This window comes from Streptomyces sp. NPDC043952, from assembly GCF_056435325.1.
On the sequence record NZ_JBWKES010000018.1, the window covers coordinates 142,926 to 158,648 of the forward strand.

A 15,723-nucleotide genomic window follows, 5' to 3' on the forward strand; every position below is an offset into this window, starting at 1 on the left:
CGACAATGATTTCCATTATCGGTAAGCCGATGGAGAGAAAGGCAGCGCCACCCATGTCCGCACACTGTCAACTGACCGGCGCCCGGCCGGCGTTCGGCAAGAAGATCTCCCACTCGCACCGGCGCACCTCGCGCCGCTTCGACCCCAACATCCAGACCAAGCGCTACTGGCTGCCCAGCGAGGGCCGCCATGTCCGCCTGCGGCTCAGCGCGCGCGCCGTCAAGGCCGTGGACGCCATCGGCGTCGAGGCCGCCGTCGCCCGGATCCGGGCCCGTGGGGAGCGTGTCTGATGGCGAAGAAGAGCAAGATCGCGAAGAACGAGAAGCGGAAGCTGATCGTGGCCCGTTACGCGCGGCGGCGGGCCGAGCTGAAGGCCGTCCTGGCGTCCCCGTGGACCACGGACGACGAGAAGGCCGCGGCGCGCACGGAACTTCGCCGCCAGCCCCGTGACGCGAGCGCGACCAGGCTGCGCAACCGCGACAGCGTGGACGGCCGCCCCCGCGGCTACCTGCGCACGTTCGGCCTCTCACGGGTGAACGTGCGCGCGCAGGCGCACGCGGGATATCTGCCGGGGGTGACGAAGTCGTCCTGGTGAGGTGACGTCTCCGGTGAGCGGGGGGGGGCGGCGCGATGCGGCGTCCCCCTGGCGCCCCTCAGAGAATGAGGGGCTGGGTCAACTCGTCGTAGACGCTGAGCACTTGGGCAACCGTCTCGTCCTCGCTCGGCCAGCCGGCCGCCTGCCGTACGCCCTTCTCGCGCAGCAGCTCGCGCCGTGCCGGGTCGGCGAGCAGCCGTCCGACGGTGTCCGCGAGGGCCGACGGGTCGCCGTACGGCACGAGTTCGGCGGCGTCGCCCACCAGGTCCGGGATGCCGCCGACGCGGGTGGCGACCAGGGGGACGCCCGCGTACAGCGCCTCCTGGGCGAAGGCGGGGCGGGACTCCCGGCGGCTGGTCAGCAGCGCCAGATCGGCGGCGCCGAGCAGTTCGGGCAGGTCCTCGCGGTCGCCGAGGAGCCGTACCGGAAGCCGCTCGGCCTCGATGCGCCGCTGGAGCAGCGGCCGCAGCGGGCCCTCCCCCGCGACGACGACCAGCGGCGCCGGGTCCAGGTCCCGCCAGGCGCGGGCCGCGTCCAGCAGGGTCTCGTGGCCCCGGTGCCGTTCGAGCGGACCGGCGGCGAGGAGCAACGGGCGGCCGGTGGCGCCGAGTTCGGCGCGGGCCTTGGGCCGCCGCCGGTCGGGGTCGTCGGAACCGGCCGCGGGGCGGGGGCGGCGGGGCAGGGTCACGGCGGCGAGCCGGGCGTCCCGCGCGCCGGTGCCGCGGGCGCGGTCGACCAGGTCCGGGCTGGTGCCGAGGACCACGGTCGCGGAGCGGGCCACGCGCCGTTCCAGCAGGCGCAGCAGATGAGCCCGCGCGCCCTCGGCGTACGCCCGGTTGTGCCAGGTGACGACCAGCGGGGTGGTGCGCCCGCCGAGCGCGAGCACGGTCCGGAAGGAGGCGTGCAGTCCGTGCGCGTGCACCACGTCCGCGTCGGTGCAGGCCGCCCGGAGCGCGGCCACCGCGGCGGGGTCGCTGCTGCGCGGCACATGGATGTGGCCGGCGCCAGTCCCGGCGAAGTCGTAGGCGCGGTCGGCCTCGACGGGGGCGCACACCGTGACCCGCACGCCGCGGGCGACCAGCGCGGCGGTCAGGGAGCGCACATGCGCGCTCCCGTCGGCATCGCCCCCGCCCAGCACCTGCACGGTGCGCAGCGGCGGCCGGCCGTGCGGTGCGTTGCTGCTCAGCGGGCTCACGAGGCCGGGCTCCTGGTTCGGCGTGGGGCGGGTCACGAGGCAACGTACAGAAAGTAGCGGGCGCACGGGGGCGGCGGGACATGCCCCGCGCGCCTCCCGCGCGGTCGGCGTCCCCGCCCAGCATGCCAGCAGGCAGGGCCGTCGGGGCAATACCGGGCGGGCGCACGGGGCGGCGGGCCGGGGCAATGCGCCGGAGCACATCACTCACACGGGTGAAGGGTGCCCGTCCTGAGGTGACAGGAGCCTTCCGGTGTCCCCCGAGGTCAGACGGTCACAGCGCCCGCGCCCACCCGGTGACGCGGTCCCCGCATACGGTGGCCGCCACGACGGCGACGGCGCCCGCGAGCAGTCCCGCGCGCCCGCTGCCCGCCACCACGGCCGCCCCCAGCGCGGCGCCGAGCGCGTGCGCCCCCGTGTCCCCCAGCATCGTCCGCTCGCCGGCGTCCGCGCGCAGCACCGCCGCCGCGCCGCCCGTCGCGACGGCGGCCAGTTCCCCGCCGGGTCCCTGGCGCAGCAGCGCCGGAGCGCCGAGCGCGAGCACCGCGCCGAGCGCGCGTCCCGGTCGTACGTCGACCAGGTTCACGCAGTGCGCGGCGCCCGCGATGACGACTCCGGCGAGGAGCCGGTCCAGCGGCCGTTCCCGCAGCAGCGCGCCCGCGGCGAGGGCGGCCGCGGATATGCCGAGCAACTTGACCGCGCCGCTGGTGACTTCGCCCTCGCGCAGGGCGCCGAGGTGGGCCCGGAAGCCTCGGCGGTGGTCGCCCGCTACGTCGTCGTAGGCCCCGCAGACCCCGGCCGCCAGCACGGCGAGCCCGGCTCCGGGGTGCACGCGCGCGACCGCGAGCGCCGTACCTATCGCGGTCGCGGGCCCGGCGTACAGCTCGACGGTACGGCCCGCGTAGTTGGTCCGCTCCCAACGGGCGGGAGCGCCCGGCCGGTTGGCGCGCAGCAGGGCGTAGCCGGTCCGGGTGAGCGCGGCGGACAGCAGGAAAGAGCGGGACTTCCGGGTGCCGTTGATCATCCCGACACCCTAAGTCCCGCTCCCGGCCCGCGAGTTCCGCTACTGGTCCGCCCGTGCCGTCGCCAGCAGTTCCTCCGCGTGGGCGCGGGCGGTCTCCGAGTCCTCCTGCCCCGCCAGCATGCGGGAGAGTTCACGGATGCGGTCCTCGCCCTCCAGCACCTTCACGCCGGAGCGGGTCACGGAGCCGTCGTTCGTCTTCTCCACCAGCAGCTGCCGGTCCGCGAAGGCGGCGACCTGGGGCAGGTGGGTGACGACGACGACCTGGGCGTTCCTGGCGAGCTTGGCGAGGCGGCGACCGATCTCGACCGCGGCCTTGCCACCGACACCCGCGTCGACCTCGTCGAACAGATACGTCGGCACCGGGTCCGTGCCCGCGAAGACGACCTCCACCGCGAGCATCACCCGCGACAGCTCACCGCCGGAGGCACCCTTGGCGATGGGCCGCGGCGGGGCGCCCGGATGCGGGGCGAGCAGCAGCTCGACCTCGTCCACGCCCGAGGGGCCGTAGGCGACCCGCCGCCCGCCGACCTCGACGCCGTCGGGGTCCTCGGTCTGGCGGATGTCGAAGGAGACGCGCGCGTGCGGCATGGCCAGCGAGGCCAGCTCGGCGGTCACCGCGGCGGCGAACCGCTCGGCGGCCTCGGTGCGGGCGTCGGTCAACGCCTGTGCAAGCCCGCCCAGTTCGGCGCTGAGCGCGTCCCGCTCGGCGGTCAGCTCCGCGATCCGCTCGTCGTCGCCGTCCAGCTCGGTCAGCCGCGCGGCGCTCTGCTCGGCCCACGCCAGCACGGCGTTCACATCGTCGCCGTACTTGCGGGTCAGGGCGTTGAGGGCGGCCCGGCGTTCCTCGACCGCGGCAAGCCGCAGCGGGTCGGCGTCCAGGTCGTCGGCGTATCCGGCCAGCTCACTGGCCACATCGCCGAGCAGGATCCCGATCTCGCCGATCCGCTCGGCGAGCGCGGCCAGCGCCGGGTCGTGGGCGCGCACGGCCTCCAGGGCCCGGTGGGCGCCCGCGACGAGGGCCTGGGCGTCGATGGACTCGGGGTCCTCGGGGTTGCCCGCGAGCGCGGCGTGCGCGGCCGTCGCGGCGGACGACAGCGCCTCCGCGTGCCCGAGCCGCTCGGCCTCCTCGGCCAGCTCCGCGTCCTCGCCGGGCCGCGGCTCCACGGCGGCGATCTCGTCGAGGCCGTAGCGGAGCATGTCGGCCTCCTGCGCCCTCTCCCGTGCCCGCGTGGTGATCTCGTCCAGCTCGGCGGCGACGGCCCGCAGCCGCCGGTAGGCCGCGCCGTACTTGGCGAGCGGCACGGCGACCGCGTCGCCCGCGTACCGGTCGAGGGCGCCGCGCTGCCGGGACAGCTTCAGCAGCCCCTGCTGGTCGGTCTGCCCGTGCACGGCCACCAGGTCGTCGGCCAGCTCGGCGAGCAGCCCGACGGGCACGCTGCGCCCGCCCAGGTGGGCCCGCGAGCGGCCCTCGGCGGAGACGGTACGGCTGATCAGCAGGGCACCGTCGTCCAGCTCGGCCCCGGCCTCCTCGGCGCGTACGACGGCGGCGGCGTCCGCGGGCACGGAGATCCGCCCCTCCACGACCGCCTTGCCCGCCCCTATCCGCACGAGCGCCGGGTCGGCCCGCCCGCCGAGCAGCAGTCCCAGGCTGGTGACCACCATGGTCTTGCCCGCACCCGTCTCACCGGTGACCGCGGTGAACCCCGGCGACAGCTCGACGACGGCATCGTCGATGACCCCGAGCGACCGTATCCGCATCTCCTCCAACACGGAACAGACCATACGAGGTCCGGGGCGGCGCGCGCACATGCCCCACCCATGTCACTTCGCTAGTGCGCGCCCCGCCACCCCGTCGTCGGCAGGGCGAACTTCGCGACCAGCCTGTCGGTGAACGAGGAATGATGCAGCCGGGCCAGCCGCACCGGCACTGCCCCCCGCCGCACCTCCACCCGCGCCCCCGGCGGCAACTCGATCGTGCGCCGCCCGTCGCACCACAGCACCCCCGGCGGGACATGCGGCAGCACCTCCACCGCGAGCACCGAGTCAGGCGATGTGACCAGCGGCTTCGCGAACAGGGCGTGCGCGCTGATCGGCACCATCAGCAGCGCCTCCACCTCGGGCCACACCACCGGCCCCCCGGCGGAGAACGCGTACGCCGTGGAGCCGGTCGGCGTGGACAGCACCACCCCGTCGCAGCCGAACCCCGTCACCGGCCGGCCGTCGATCTCCAGCACGACCTCCAGCAGCTTCTCCGCGCCGGCCTTCTGCACGGCCGCCTCGTTCAGCGCCCAGTCGGTGTGCACGATGTCCCCGTTGCGGTGCACCACCACATCGACGGTCATCCGCTCCTCGACCTCGTACGACCGCTCCACCACCCGGTCGACCACCCGATCGAGGTCATCGCGTTCCGCCTCCGCGAGGAATCCCACGCGCCCCAGGTTGACGCCGAGCATCGGCACCCCGGACGCGCGGGCGAACTCCGCGCCCCGCAGCAGCGTCCCGTCGCCGCCGAGCACGATCAGCAGCTCGCAGCCGTCGAGGCACGCCGGGGTCGCCTCCCGCTCCAGCTCCACCTCGTCCGGGAGCGGCAGGTCGCGCGCCTCCTCCTCCAGCACCCGCACACCGATGCCATGCCTGAGCAGGCCCTTGACGACGAGTTCCGCGCTGCGGATCGCCGCCGGCCGCCCGGTGTGGGCTAGCAGGAAAACAGTACGCGCCAGGTTCTGTGTCAACGCGGCCCCTCCGCCACTGCACGCTCGACATCGGCCGGGTCCAGGCGGGGGGCGCCGGACCGCAGCCACAGGAAGTACTCGACATTGCCCGAGGGTCCCGGCAGCGGACTCGCGGTGACGCCCCGCACCCCGAGCCCCAGCTCCCAGGCCTTCTCGGCCACCCCGCGCACGGCCTCCGCCCGCAGCTGCGGACTCCGTACGACACCCCCGCTGCCGAGTCGTTCCTTGCCGACCTCGAACTGCGGTTTGACCATCATCACGAGGTCGGCGTCCTCCTTCACGCACCGCTTCAGGGCGGGCAGTACCAGCCCGAGCGGGATGAAGGACAGATCGCCCACGACGAGATCCACAGGTTCCCCGTCGATCGCGTCGAGCGTCAACTCCCGTACGTTCGTACGGTCCTTGACGGTGACCCGCGCATCGCTCTGCAACGACCACGCGAGCTGCCCGTAGCCGACGTCCACGGCGACGACATGGGCGGCGCCCGCGCGCAGCAGCACATCGGTGAAGCCGCCGGTGGAGGCGCCGGCGTCCAGCGCGCGCCGGCCCTCGACCACCAGCCCCCGCGGCACGAAGGCCGCGAGCGCGCCGGCGAGCTTGTGGCCGCCGCGGGAGACGTAGTCGGGGTCGCTGTCGTCGGCCTGCACCACGATCGCGGCGGCGGTCTCCACCTGGGTGGCCGGTTTGGTCGCCACGGTCTTGCCGACGGTGACCCGCCCGGCGGCGATCAGCTGGCTGGCGTGCTCACGCGAGCGCGCGAGCTTCCGGCGGACCAGCTCCGCGTCCAGACGACGGCGTGCGACTCCTGCCACGTTCGGTTCAGCTCCTGCTTTCGTACGGCCTCGGGGGCGCCGGAGGTCCCGGACGGGCGTCGAGCGCGGTCAGCGCCTCGCGCAGCCCCCGGTGTACATCCTCGTACACCTCTACGTGGCCGTCGGTGGCGAGGTGGTCGGCATCGGCCAGCCGCTCCAGCCGGGCGTCCACCGCGGCGTCGCCGGTGGGGGTGCGCGGGAGGTTCAAGGGGGCCGGGGCCGCGGGGTCGTCCGCCGGTTCGGGCGCCGCGTGGGACCCGGCCGGGGGCTCGGGCCGCTCGGCGGTACCGGGGGTTCCCGCGATCTCGGCCTCGGACACGGACTCGCTCATGCCCAGACGCTACATCGAACCGCTGGGGTACCGTCGGTGGCGATGGCCACGATCGACGAGTGCCGCACCGCACTGCGAAGGCTTTCGGACAACATGAGGGGCGCCGAGGGCGACGTCCGGGACGCCACCGCGCTCGAACGCACGGTGAGCTGCCACATCACCGACCTGGACGTCACCTTCGCCGGCCGGATGACCGGGGGCCGCCTGGAGGTGGACGAGACCCTGCCCGGACCCCCGCGCGAGCGGGCGCAGATCCGGCTGGCGATGGCCGGTGACGACCTGCTGGCCCTGGTGGACGGCGGGCTGCACTTCGCGACCGCCTGGGGCAAGGGCCGGGTGCGGCTGGAGGCGGGCCTGCTGGATCTGTTCCGGCTCAGGAAGCTGCTGTGACCCGCTGAGCGCGGGCCTTGCGGGCGGCGGGCACCACCAGCGGGGTCCCCGTCTCCGGGTCCTCGATGACCTGGCACTTCAGCCCGAACACCCGCTCCACCAGGTCGGCCGTGACGATGTCGTTCGGCGCGCCCTCGGCGATCACCTCGCCGCCGCGCAGGGCGATCAGGTGGGTGGCGTAGCGGGCCGCGTGGTTGAGGTCGTGCAGGACGGCGACCAGGGTCCGGCCCTGGGTCTCGTGCAGTTCGGCGCACAGGTCGAGGACGTCGATCTGGTGCTGGATGTCGAGGTAGGTGGTGGGCTCGTCCAGGAGCAGCAGCGGGGTCTGCTGGGCGAGCGCCATGGCGATCCACACCCGCTGCCGCTGCCCGCCGGAGAGCTCGTCCACGTACCGCTCGGCCAGCCCGTCCACCCCGGTCTGCCGCATGGACTCCTGGACGACCCGCTCGTCCTCGGCGGACCACTGGCGCAGCAGGCCCTGGTGCGGGTAGCGGCCCCGGCCGACCAGGTCGGCGACGGTGATGCCGTCCGGGGCGACGGCCGACTGCGGGAGCAGGCCGAGGGTGCGGGCGACCTGCTTGGCGGGCAGCGACTGGATGGCCTGCCCGTCCAGCAGGACCTTGCCCTGGCTGGGCTTCAGCATCCGGGACAGCGCCCGCAGCAGCGTCGACTTGCCGCACGCGTTCGGCCCGACGATCACCGTGAAGGACTGGTCGGGGATCTCCACGGACAGCTGCTCGGCGATGACCCGCTGGTCGTAGGCGAGGGTGACGTGCTCGGCGGACAGGCGGTTCACAGTGCTCCTTGGAAGGTTGGTGCCGGCGGCGCTCGTCTTCGGTCCGGCGCTCATATCCGGCCCGCCCGGCGCTCGGTGACCAGCAGCCACAGCAGATAGCCGCCGCCGAGGACGCCGGTGACCACGCCGACCGGCAGCCGCCCCGCGCCGAAGAGACGCTGCGAGGCCCAGTCGGCGGTGACGAGGAGGGCGGCGCCCATGCACAGGGAGGCCACCAGGTTGGGGCCCGGCGAGCGGGTGAGCCGGCGGGCGAGCTGGGGGGCGGTGAGGGCGACGAAGCTGACCGGGCCGGCGGCGGCGGTGGCGGCCGCGGTGAGCAGCACGGCGCTGACCATCAGCACCAGCCGCACCCGCTGCACCGGCACGCCGAGGGCGCCCGCGGTGTCGTCGCCCATCTCCAGCATCCGCAGGCCCCGGCCATGGGCGAGGACCAGCGGCAGCAGGACGGCGCACAGCCCGAGCAGCGGCCAGACCTGGTCCCAGTCGCGGCCGTCGAGCGAGCCGGTCATCCACACGACCGCGCGGGCCGCGTCCACCAGGTCGGCCTTGGTGAGCAGATAGCCGTTGACGGCGGTGACGACGGCGCTGACGCCGATGCCGACCAGGACGAGCCGGTACCCGTGCACCCCCTGCTTCCAGGCGAGCAGATAGATGGCGAGCCCGGTCACCAGTCCGCCGATCAGCGCGCCGAGGGTGACCTCGGCGGCGCTGCCGGACATCAGCACGATCACCACCAGCGCGCCCGCCGTCGCCCCCTGGGACAGGCCCAGCACGTCCGGGCTGCCCAGCGGGTTGCGGGAGACGGACTGGAACAGCGCGCCGCCGAGCCCGAGCGAGGCGCCGACCAGCAGCCCGACGAGGACGCGGGGCAAGCGCAGTTCGCGGACGATGAAGTCCTGGTAGGCGTTGCCGTTCCCGGCGAGCGTCCTGAGCACGTCGGCGGCGGGGATCTTCGCGTCGCCGGTGCCGATCAGCGCGACACCGGCGGCCAGCGCGGCGAGGAGCAGCAGGACGACGACGATCAGCGCCCGCGGGTCCAGGCGCACCGACAGCCCGCCGGGGACGCGTACGGCACGGCTCCTGGGGTGTGTCCTCACAGCTGGGCCGTCCTCCGTCGTCGTACCAGAAAGATGAAGACCGGGCCGCCGATGACCGCGGTGACGATGCCGACCTGGAGCTCCGCGGGACGGGCCACGACACGGCCGATCACGTCGGCGCCCAGCAGCAGCACGGGCGACAGGACGGCGGCGTACGGCAGGATCCAGCGCAGGTCGGGGCCGGTGAAGGAGCGCACCGCGTGCGGGACCATCAGACCGACGAAGACGATGGGCCCGCAGGCGGCGGTCGCGGCACCGCACAGCACGGTGGCGGCGAGCATGGCCAGGGCGCGGGTGCGGTTGAGGTGGGCGCCGAGGGCACGGGCGGTGTCGTCGCCCATCGTCACTGCGTTCAGCGGCCGGGCCAGCGCGAGCGCGAGCAGGCTGCCCGCCGCGAGGAACGGCAGCACCTGCACGATGGTCGCCTCGCTCGCCGAGGCCAGCGAGCCCACGGTCCAGAACCGCATCCGGCCGAGCGCCGCGTTGTCCATGATCATCACGGCCTGGAGATAGCCGTACAGGGCGGCGCTGATCGCCGTACCGGCGAGGGCGAGGCGGACCGGGGTGGCGCCTCTGCTGCCGCCGAGGAACCAGACCAGTGCGCCCACCGCGGCGGCGCCGAGGAAGGCGAACCACACATAGCCGGTCAGGCTGGTGACGCCGAGGAAGGAGATGGCGGTGACGACGGCCGCCGAGGCGCCGGCGTTGATGCCGAGCAGTCCGGGGTCGGCCAGCGGATTGCGGGTGAGCGCCTGGAGCACCGCGCCGGACAGACCGAGCGCGGCGCCGGCCAGCAGCCCGAGCACGGTGCGCGCGAGCCGCTCGTCCACGACGACGTCGCCGTACGTCCCCGAGCCGTGGAACAGGCCGTGCCAGACCTGCGCCGGGGAGAGCCCCTTCGCCCCGATCGCGAGGCTCGCCACGGCGACCAGCACCAGGAGCACGACCGAGAGCAGCAGCCCAAGGGGCCGTATCGCCCGGCGAGTTGGGGGCACGGGGGCGGTCACCGCGCGGGGTTCCGGAGGACTGTCGACCAACACGAGGTTAGGTTAGCCTATCCTCCTATCAGGTCGAGATCCCCTGGGGCGCTGAGTCGAGTTCACTCGGGCACCGAGTCGCGTTTCCCTGGGCATCGATTCGAGGCTGCTCGGGCGTCGAGGCCGGATCGCTTGGGCATCGAGTGGCGTGTGATGTCCCGTGCGATGTCCCAGAGGGCGCGCGATACCGCGGGACCCGCCCGCCGCCGACCCGGCATCGCGGAGAGCCGCGCCCGCGCCGATGTGAGGGCGGCGCATGGGAGGGCGGCAGCTGGGTGGGCGCGCTGGTGTCGCGAAGACCGCCGCCGACGTTCGAGGGCGGCCGAGGCGAGGACGGCCGGGGCTTTGCGACGGCCACCGTCGACTGCCGTTGACGCGAGAGCCGCCGCCGACGTGACGGCCGCCGAGGCTGCGAGGGCCGCCCGCCGTTGAGGCGAGGGCCGACCCCGACATGACAGCCGCCGGGGGCGACGGCGACCGCCGGTGTCGCGACGGCCACCGTCGACTGCCGTTGAGGCGAGGGCCGCCGCCGACGTGACAGCCGCCGAAGCTGCGAGGGCCGCCCGTGACAACGCCGGGGGCGACGGCGACCGCCGATGCCACGAAAGCCACCGCCGACTGCCGGCCGACGCGAGAGCCGACGCCGACATGACAGCCGCCGAAGCTGCGAAGGCCGCCGCCGACGTGACAACCGCCGAGGGCAACGGCGACCGCCGATGCCACGACAGCCACCGCCGACTGCCGGCCGACGCGAGAGCCGACGCCGACATGACAGCCGCCGAGGCGAGAGCCGACGCCAACGTGACGGCCGTCGGCGCCGTGTTGCCGAGTCCGCCGTCGGCGCTTCCCGGCCCGCCGTCGATATGAAGGCCGGTCAGAGGCCGAGGCGTGCCAGGGCCTTCCCGCCGTCCAGCTCGCAGGAGTCCTCCCCCGCCGCCGTCCACGCCGCCGCGCACAGCGCCCGCAGGCCGTCCAGGGCCTCGCCCTCGCCGCTCAGCTCCAGCCGGTCGGACCCGGCCGTCGCCGTCCACCCGCCGCACCGGAACCCCTCACCCTCTCGGGTGATTTCCGGCTGCCCGGTGAGCAGCCCGCGCAGATCCGCGTCCACATACGTCGGCCGGTGCCGAGGCGTCGCCGCCAGCAGCCGGGCCCCGTCGGTGACGCCGGTCAGCACCAGCAGCGAGTCCACCCCGCCGTTGAACGCGCCCTCGATGTCCGTGTCCAGCCGGTCCCCCACCACCAGCGGCCGCTCCGCGCCGGTCCGGATGATCGTCTCCCGGTGCATGGGCGGCAGCGGCTTGCCCGCCACCTGCGGCTCCTTGCCCGTCGCGATCCGTACGACCTCCACCGCCGCGCCGTTGCCCGGCGCGATCCCGCGCCCGCTCGGAATCGTCAGATCGGTGTTCGACGCGAACCACGGCACCCCGCGCGCCACCGCGTACGACGCCTCCGCGAACCGGCCCCAGGTCAGCTCGGGCCCGCCGTACCCCTGCACGACCGCCGCCGGATCGTCGTCCGCCGACTCCACCGGCACCAGGCCCCGCTCGCGCAGCGCCGCCCGGAGCCCCTCCCCGCCGATCACCAGCACCCGCGCCCCGGCGGGCACCTGCTCCGCGATCAGCCGCGCCACCGCCTGCGCCGAGGTGACGACATCGTCGGCCGCCGCCGGTATCCCCAGCTCGGTCAGGTGCTCGGCGACCGCCTCCGGCGTGCGCAGCGCGTTGTTCGTGACATACGCCAGGTGCATCCCGCCCGCCCTGGCCCGCTCCAGCGAGTCGACGGCGTGCGCGATCGCGTGTCCGCCCGCGTACACCACCCCGTCGAGGTCGAGCAGCGCCGTGTCGTACGCCTCGCTCAGGGGCCGTCCACTGCTGTCGGGCCCGGTCCTGACGCCGTCGCTCATATCCGCATCGCTCCTCGCTCGCTTACCCCGATCATCCCGCATGCCACTGACATACGATGCCGGGATGGACAATGCAGGTCACTCGGAAGCAATGGCGCGCCGGGGCCTGGAACTCACCCCGTTCCGCGGCCTTCGATACGACCCCGACCGGGTCGGCAGCCTGGCCTCCGTCACCTCGCCGCCGTACGACGTCGTGGTACGGCCCGACGGGGTGCACCATCTCCAGTCGGCGGACCCCCACAACATCGTCCGGCTGATCCTCCCCGAGGCCCACACGCCCAGCGAACGCACCGGGCAGGCCGCCGACACCCTACGCCGCTGGCTGGCCGAGGGCATCCTCACCGCGGACCCGGAACCCGCCCTGTACGTGTACGAGCAGAGCGACGGCGACGGCATGCTCCAGCGCGGCGTCATCGGGACGCTGCGGGTCTCGGAGCCGGCCGAGGGCGTGGTGCTGCCGCACGAGGGCGTCATGCCGCCGGTCGTCGCCGAACGCGCCGCCCTGATGCGCGCCACCCGCGCCAACCTGGAACCACTGCTGCTGACCTACCGCGGCGACGGCACGGCCGCCGAGGTCGTGGAGCGCACCGCGGAAAAGCCGCCGCTGCTGACCACGACCACCGAGGACGGCTTCCGGCACCGCCTGTGGGCGATCACGGACGCCACCGACGTCCAGCGCATCCAGTCCGACCTGTCCCACCAGCAGGCACTGATCGCCGACGGCCACCACCGCTGGGCCACCTATCTGCGGCTGCGCGACGAGCAGCCGGCCCCCGGCCCCTGGGACTACGGCCTGGTCCTGCTGGTCGACACGGCCCGCTATCCACTGCGCGTGCGCGCCATCCACCGGCTGCTGCACGGCCTGCCGGTCGCGGACGCGCTGGCCGCCGTGGACGGCCTGTTCCGGGTACGGCGCCTCGATGTCCCGCTGGCCGAGGCGCAGGCGGTGCTGGCGGACGCGTCCTGCGCGGGCAACGCCTTCCTGCTGGCCGGTGACGGCGCGTTCCACCTGCTCGACCGCCCGGACCCTGCCTTGCTGGCCCGCACCATCCCGGCGGACCGTCCGGCCGCCTGGCGCTCCCTGGACGCCACGGTCCTGCACGCCACCCTGCTGGAACACGTCTGGCGCATCCCCGAGGACTCCCCGGCGCACATCGCCTACATCCACGACACGGCCGCGACCGTGGCGAAGGCCGAACACGACGGCGGTACGGCCGTGCTGATGCACCCGGTGCGCGAGGAGGTCGTACGCGATCTGGCCCGGCAGGGCGTGACCATGCCGCGCAAGTCGACGTCGTTCGGGCCCAAGCCGGCGTCGGGGCTGGTGCTGCGGGCGCTGGAGATCTGATCCCGCGCGGCTCCGGGCATGCGAAAGGGGGCAGGTTCCGCCGGGAACCTGCCCCCTTCTCCAGCACTGACGGGCGTCAGTCCTTGTCGCTCTCGTCGTCGCGGTCGTCGTCGCGGTCGCTGTCGCTGTCAGCCTTGGCGTCGGCGGTCTCGACGGCCTCGGCCTCGGCTTCTGCCTCGACGGCGTCGTCCTCGTTCTCGTCCAGGGCGTCCACGAACTCCACGCCGTCCATCTCGGCGAGCCGGTCGGAGGCGTCGGTGCTGCCGTCCCGGTCGGCCTCGACGGCCTTCGCGAACCACTCCCGCGCCTCGCCCTCGCGGCCGGCCGCGAGCAGTGCGTCGGCGTAGGCGTAGCGCAGACGCGCGGTCCACGGCTGGATGGAGTTGGAGGCCAGCTCGGAGCTCTGGAGGGTCACGATGGCCGCGTCCAGCTGGTCCATGTCACGCCGGGCACCGGCCGCGACGAGCCGCATCTCGACCTGACCGGCCTTGTCGAGCTTGTGCACCTCGGGGGCGCCGGCCATGTCCAGCGCCTTCTCCGGCCGCCCGAGCCCACGCTCGCAGTCGGCCATCACCGGCCACAGCTCCACACTGCCGGTCATCCGGCGGGCGGCGCGGAACTCGGCGAGGGCCTCGCTGTACTTCTGGTTCGCGTACGCCGCGAAACCGGCGGCCTCGCGTACGGCGGCCACGCGGGACGCCAGGCGCAGGGCCACCTTGGAGTAGCCGTAGGCACCCTCGGGGTCCTCGTCGATGAGCCGCGCGACCATCACCAGGTTGCGGGCGACATCCTCCGCGAGCGTCTTGGGCAGGCTCTGGAGCTCCTGCCGGACGTCCTTGTCGATCTCGTCGCCGGTGACGTCCTCCGGAATCGGCAGCCGCTTGATCGGCTCCCGGTCGTGGTGACGGTCCCGGTCGCGGTCCCGCTCGTCACGGAAGCGGCCACCGCCACGGCGGTCGTCGCTCCGGCGGTCGTCGCCCCGGCCGTCCCGCCCACGGAAGCCACCGGGACGCCCACCGCGGTCGTCACGACGGGGACCACGGTCGCGGTCGTCGCGCTGGAAGCCCGGCCGCGAGGAACGGTCGCCCTCGCGGCGGTCGTCACGCCGGCCGTAGCCACCGCCACGGTTGTCGTCACGACGGTCGTCACGGCGACCGTAGGACGGGCGGTCGTCACGCCGACCGTAACCGCCGCCACGGTTGTCATCGCGGCGGTCGTCACGACGGTCGTACGAGGGACGGTCATCGCGGCGGAACCCGCCACGGTCGCCGCCCCGGTCGTCGTCACGGCGGTAGGACGGACGGTCGTCATCGCGACGGAACGAGGGACGCTCATCACGGCGGTCATCACGACGGAAGCCACCGGGACGCCCACCACGGTCGTCACGACGGGGACCACGGTCGCGGTCGTCCCGCTGGAAACCCGGACGCGAGGAACGCTCGTCGTCACGACGCCCGTACGAGGGACGGTCATCGCGCCGGCCGTAACCGCCACCACGGTTGTCGTCACGGCGACCGTACGAGGGGCGGTCGTCACGCCGACCGTAACCGCCGCCACGGTTGTCATCGCGGCGGTCGTCACGACGGTCGTACGAGGGACGGTCATCGCGGCGGAACCCGCCACGGTCGCCGCCCCGGTCGTCATCGCGACGGTAGGACGGACGGTCGTCATCGCGACGGAACGAGGGACGCTCATCACGGCGGTCATCACGACGGAAGCCACCGGGACGCCCACCACGGTCGTCACGACGGGGACCACGGTCGCGGTCGTCCCGCTGGAAACCCGGACGCGAGGAACGCTCGTCGTCACGACGCCCGTACGAGGGACGGTCATCGCGCCGGCCGTAACCGCCACCACGGTTGTCACCGCCACGGTTGTCATCGCGGCGGTCGTCACGACGGAACCCGCCTCGGTCGCCACGGTTGTCGTCACGGCGGCCGTACGAGGGGCGGTCGTCACGGCGGTCATCGCGGCGGAAACCGCCACGGTCGCCGCGGTAGCCGCCGCGCTCGCCCCGGTCCCCACTGTCCCGTCGCCGCTGGTCGCGCTCCGGTCGGTCGTCGGGAGAGTTGGTGGACATGGTGACTCCTGTCTTCGGTACCGCAAGCATTGTAAAAACAAAAGGACCCTTGGTCCCAGCTGAACGCTGGGACCAAGGGTCCTCCAAAGATTGTTCGGCGGCGTCCTACTCTCCCACAGGGTCCCCCCTGCAGTACCATCGGCGCTGTAAGGCTTAGCTTCCGGGTTCGATATGTAACCGGGCGTTTCCCCTACGCTATGACCACCGAAACCCTAATGGTTTCGAGCGAACAAGCACACTTTGTAGTTATGCGTTCAGCTCTTACCGGCAACTGTTCGTTGCCTCAGAACTAACACAGTGGACGCGAGCAACTGAGGACAAGCCCTCGGCCTATTAGTACCGGTCACCTCCACCAGTCACCTGGCTTCCAGATCCGGCCTATCAAC

General features: G+C 73.7%; 17 protein-coding genes and 1 rRNA gene. 6 read left to right on the plus strand and 12 right to left on the minus strand.

Annotation, left to right across the window (positions count from 1 at the left end; all coding sequences use genetic code 11):
• Positions 1–53: 53 nt before the first annotated feature.
• Positions 54–290 carry a 50S ribosomal protein L28 gene (gene rpmB, locus AC069R_RS21655; RefSeq protein WP_478768446.1) on the plus strand — a complete coding sequence of 79 codons (237 nt, stop codon included), beginning with the start codon at positions 54–56 and terminating at the stop codon, positions 288–290.
• Positions 290–595 carry a 30S ribosomal protein S14 gene (gene rpsN, locus AC069R_RS21660; RefSeq protein ID WP_478768447.1) on the plus strand — a complete coding sequence of 102 codons (306 nt, stop codon included), beginning with the start codon at positions 290–292 and terminating at the stop codon, positions 593–595. Before rpmB ends, rpsN begins: the two co-directional genes overlap by 1 nt.
• Positions 596–653: 58 nt before the next feature.
• On the opposite strand, the gene AC069R_RS21665 is transcribed toward rpsN, so the two are convergent.
• The 6 genes from AC069R_RS21665 to AC069R_RS21690 all read right to left on the minus strand — a co-directional run bounded on the left by AC069R_RS21665 (position 654) and on the right by AC069R_RS21690 (position 6,686).
• Positions 654–1,790, minus strand: a complete 1,137-nt coding sequence (locus AC069R_RS21665; RefSeq protein ID WP_478768448.1) for a glycosyltransferase family 4 protein — start codon at positions 1,788–1,790, stop codon at positions 654–656.
• Between the two features lie 271 nt (positions 1,791–2,061).
• Entirely contained in the window at positions 2,062–2,811 is a 750-nt protein-coding gene (locus AC069R_RS21670) for a hypothetical protein (RefSeq protein ID WP_478768449.1), read from the minus strand.
• 39 nt (positions 2,812–2,850) lie between these two features.
• On the minus strand, positions 2,851–4,593 hold the full coding sequence (recN, locus tag AC069R_RS21675) for a DNA repair protein RecN (protein WP_478768450.1): 1,743 nt from the start codon (positions 4,591–4,593) through the stop codon (positions 2,851–2,853).
• Between the two features lie 47 nt (positions 4,594–4,640).
• Positions 4,641–5,543, minus strand: a complete 903-nt coding sequence (locus AC069R_RS21680) for an NAD kinase (RefSeq protein ID WP_145483362.1) — start codon at positions 5,541–5,543, stop codon at positions 4,641–4,643.
• Positions 5,540–6,355, minus strand: a complete 816-nt coding sequence (locus tag AC069R_RS21685) for a TlyA family RNA methyltransferase (RefSeq protein ID WP_478768451.1) — start codon at positions 6,353–6,355, stop codon at positions 5,540–5,542. The genes AC069R_RS21680 and AC069R_RS21685 overlap by 4 nt, the downstream gene beginning before the upstream one ends.
• A 7-nt stretch (positions 6,356–6,362) precedes the next feature.
• Positions 6,363–6,686 carry a hypothetical protein gene (locus tag AC069R_RS21690; RefSeq protein WP_478768452.1) on the minus strand — a complete coding sequence of 108 codons (324 nt, stop codon included), beginning with the start codon at positions 6,684–6,686 and terminating at the stop codon, positions 6,363–6,365.
• A gap of 42 nt (positions 6,687–6,728) precedes the next feature.
• Here AC069R_RS21690 and AC069R_RS21695 point away from each other — a divergent pair, with 42 nt between their 5' ends.
• Positions 6,729–7,076 carry a sterol-binding protein gene (locus tag AC069R_RS21695; protein ID WP_478768453.1) on the plus strand — a complete coding sequence of 116 codons (348 nt, stop codon included), beginning with the start codon at positions 6,729–6,731 and terminating at the stop codon, positions 7,074–7,076.
• On the opposite strand, the gene AC069R_RS21700 is transcribed toward AC069R_RS21695, so the two are convergent.
• From AC069R_RS21700 to AC069R_RS21710, 3 genes are read right to left on the minus strand one after another with little or no spacing between them, the layout of a single operon-like run.
• The gene (locus AC069R_RS21700) at positions 7,060–7,926 is read right to left on the minus strand and encodes an ABC transporter ATP-binding protein (RefSeq protein WP_478768454.1); all 867 of its coding nucleotides are present in this window, start codon (positions 7,924–7,926) and stop codon (positions 7,060–7,062) included. The two genes, AC069R_RS21695 and AC069R_RS21700, sit on opposite strands and share 17 nt — an antisense overlap.
• The gene (locus AC069R_RS21705; RefSeq protein ID WP_478768455.1) at positions 7,923–8,969 is read right to left on the minus strand and encodes a FecCD family ABC transporter permease; all 1,047 of its coding nucleotides are present in this window, start codon (positions 8,967–8,969) and stop codon (positions 7,923–7,925) included. The genes AC069R_RS21700 and AC069R_RS21705 overlap by 4 nt, the downstream gene beginning before the upstream one ends.
• Positions 8,966–10,009 (minus strand): FecCD family ABC transporter permease, encoded by a 1,044-nt coding sequence (locus AC069R_RS21710; RefSeq protein WP_478768456.1) that lies wholly within the window; start codon positions 10,007–10,009, stop codon positions 8,966–8,968. The genes AC069R_RS21705 and AC069R_RS21710 overlap by 4 nt, the downstream gene beginning before the upstream one ends.
• Positions 10,010–10,540: 531 nt before the next feature.
• Here AC069R_RS21710 and AC069R_RS21715 point away from each other — a divergent pair.
• A complete protein-coding gene (locus AC069R_RS21715) occupies positions 10,541–10,873 on the plus strand; it encodes a hypothetical protein (RefSeq protein WP_478768457.1) in 333 nt (110 codons plus the stop codon).
• A 7-nt stretch (positions 10,874–10,880) separates the two neighbouring features.
• Here AC069R_RS21715 and AC069R_RS21720 read toward each other — a convergent pair whose 3' ends face one another.
• Positions 10,881–11,909 (minus strand): HAD-IIA family hydrolase, encoded by a 1,029-nt coding sequence (locus tag AC069R_RS21720; protein ID WP_478768458.1) that lies wholly within the window; start codon positions 11,907–11,909, stop codon positions 10,881–10,883.
• A 64-nt stretch (positions 11,910–11,973) separates the two neighbouring features.
• Here AC069R_RS21720 and AC069R_RS21725 point away from each other — a divergent pair, with 64 nt between their 5' ends.
• Positions 11,974–13,257, plus strand: a complete 1,284-nt coding sequence (locus AC069R_RS21725; RefSeq protein WP_478768459.1) for a DUF1015 domain-containing protein — start codon at positions 11,974–11,976, stop codon at positions 13,255–13,257.
• Positions 13,258–13,333: 76 nt separating this feature from the next.
• On the opposite strand, the gene AC069R_RS21730 is transcribed toward AC069R_RS21725, so the two are convergent.
• A complete protein-coding gene (locus AC069R_RS21730) occupies positions 13,334–14,134 on the minus strand; it encodes a tetratricopeptide repeat protein (protein ID WP_478768464.1) in 801 nt (266 codons plus the stop codon).
• A 21-nt stretch (positions 14,135–14,155) separates the two neighbouring features.
• Between AC069R_RS21730 and AC069R_RS21735 the strand changes: the two genes are divergently transcribed.
• Positions 14,156–15,400 carry a hypothetical protein gene (locus tag AC069R_RS21735; RefSeq protein WP_478768465.1) on the plus strand — a complete coding sequence of 415 codons (1,245 nt, stop codon included), beginning with the start codon at positions 14,156–14,158 and terminating at the stop codon, positions 15,398–15,400.
• A gap of 29 nt (positions 15,401–15,429) precedes the next feature.
• Here AC069R_RS21735 and rrf read toward each other — a convergent pair.
• Positions 15,430–15,546: ribosomal RNA gene (gene rrf / locus AC069R_RS21740) — 5S ribosomal RNA — on the minus strand.
• Positions 15,547–15,723 lie beyond the last annotated feature (177 nt).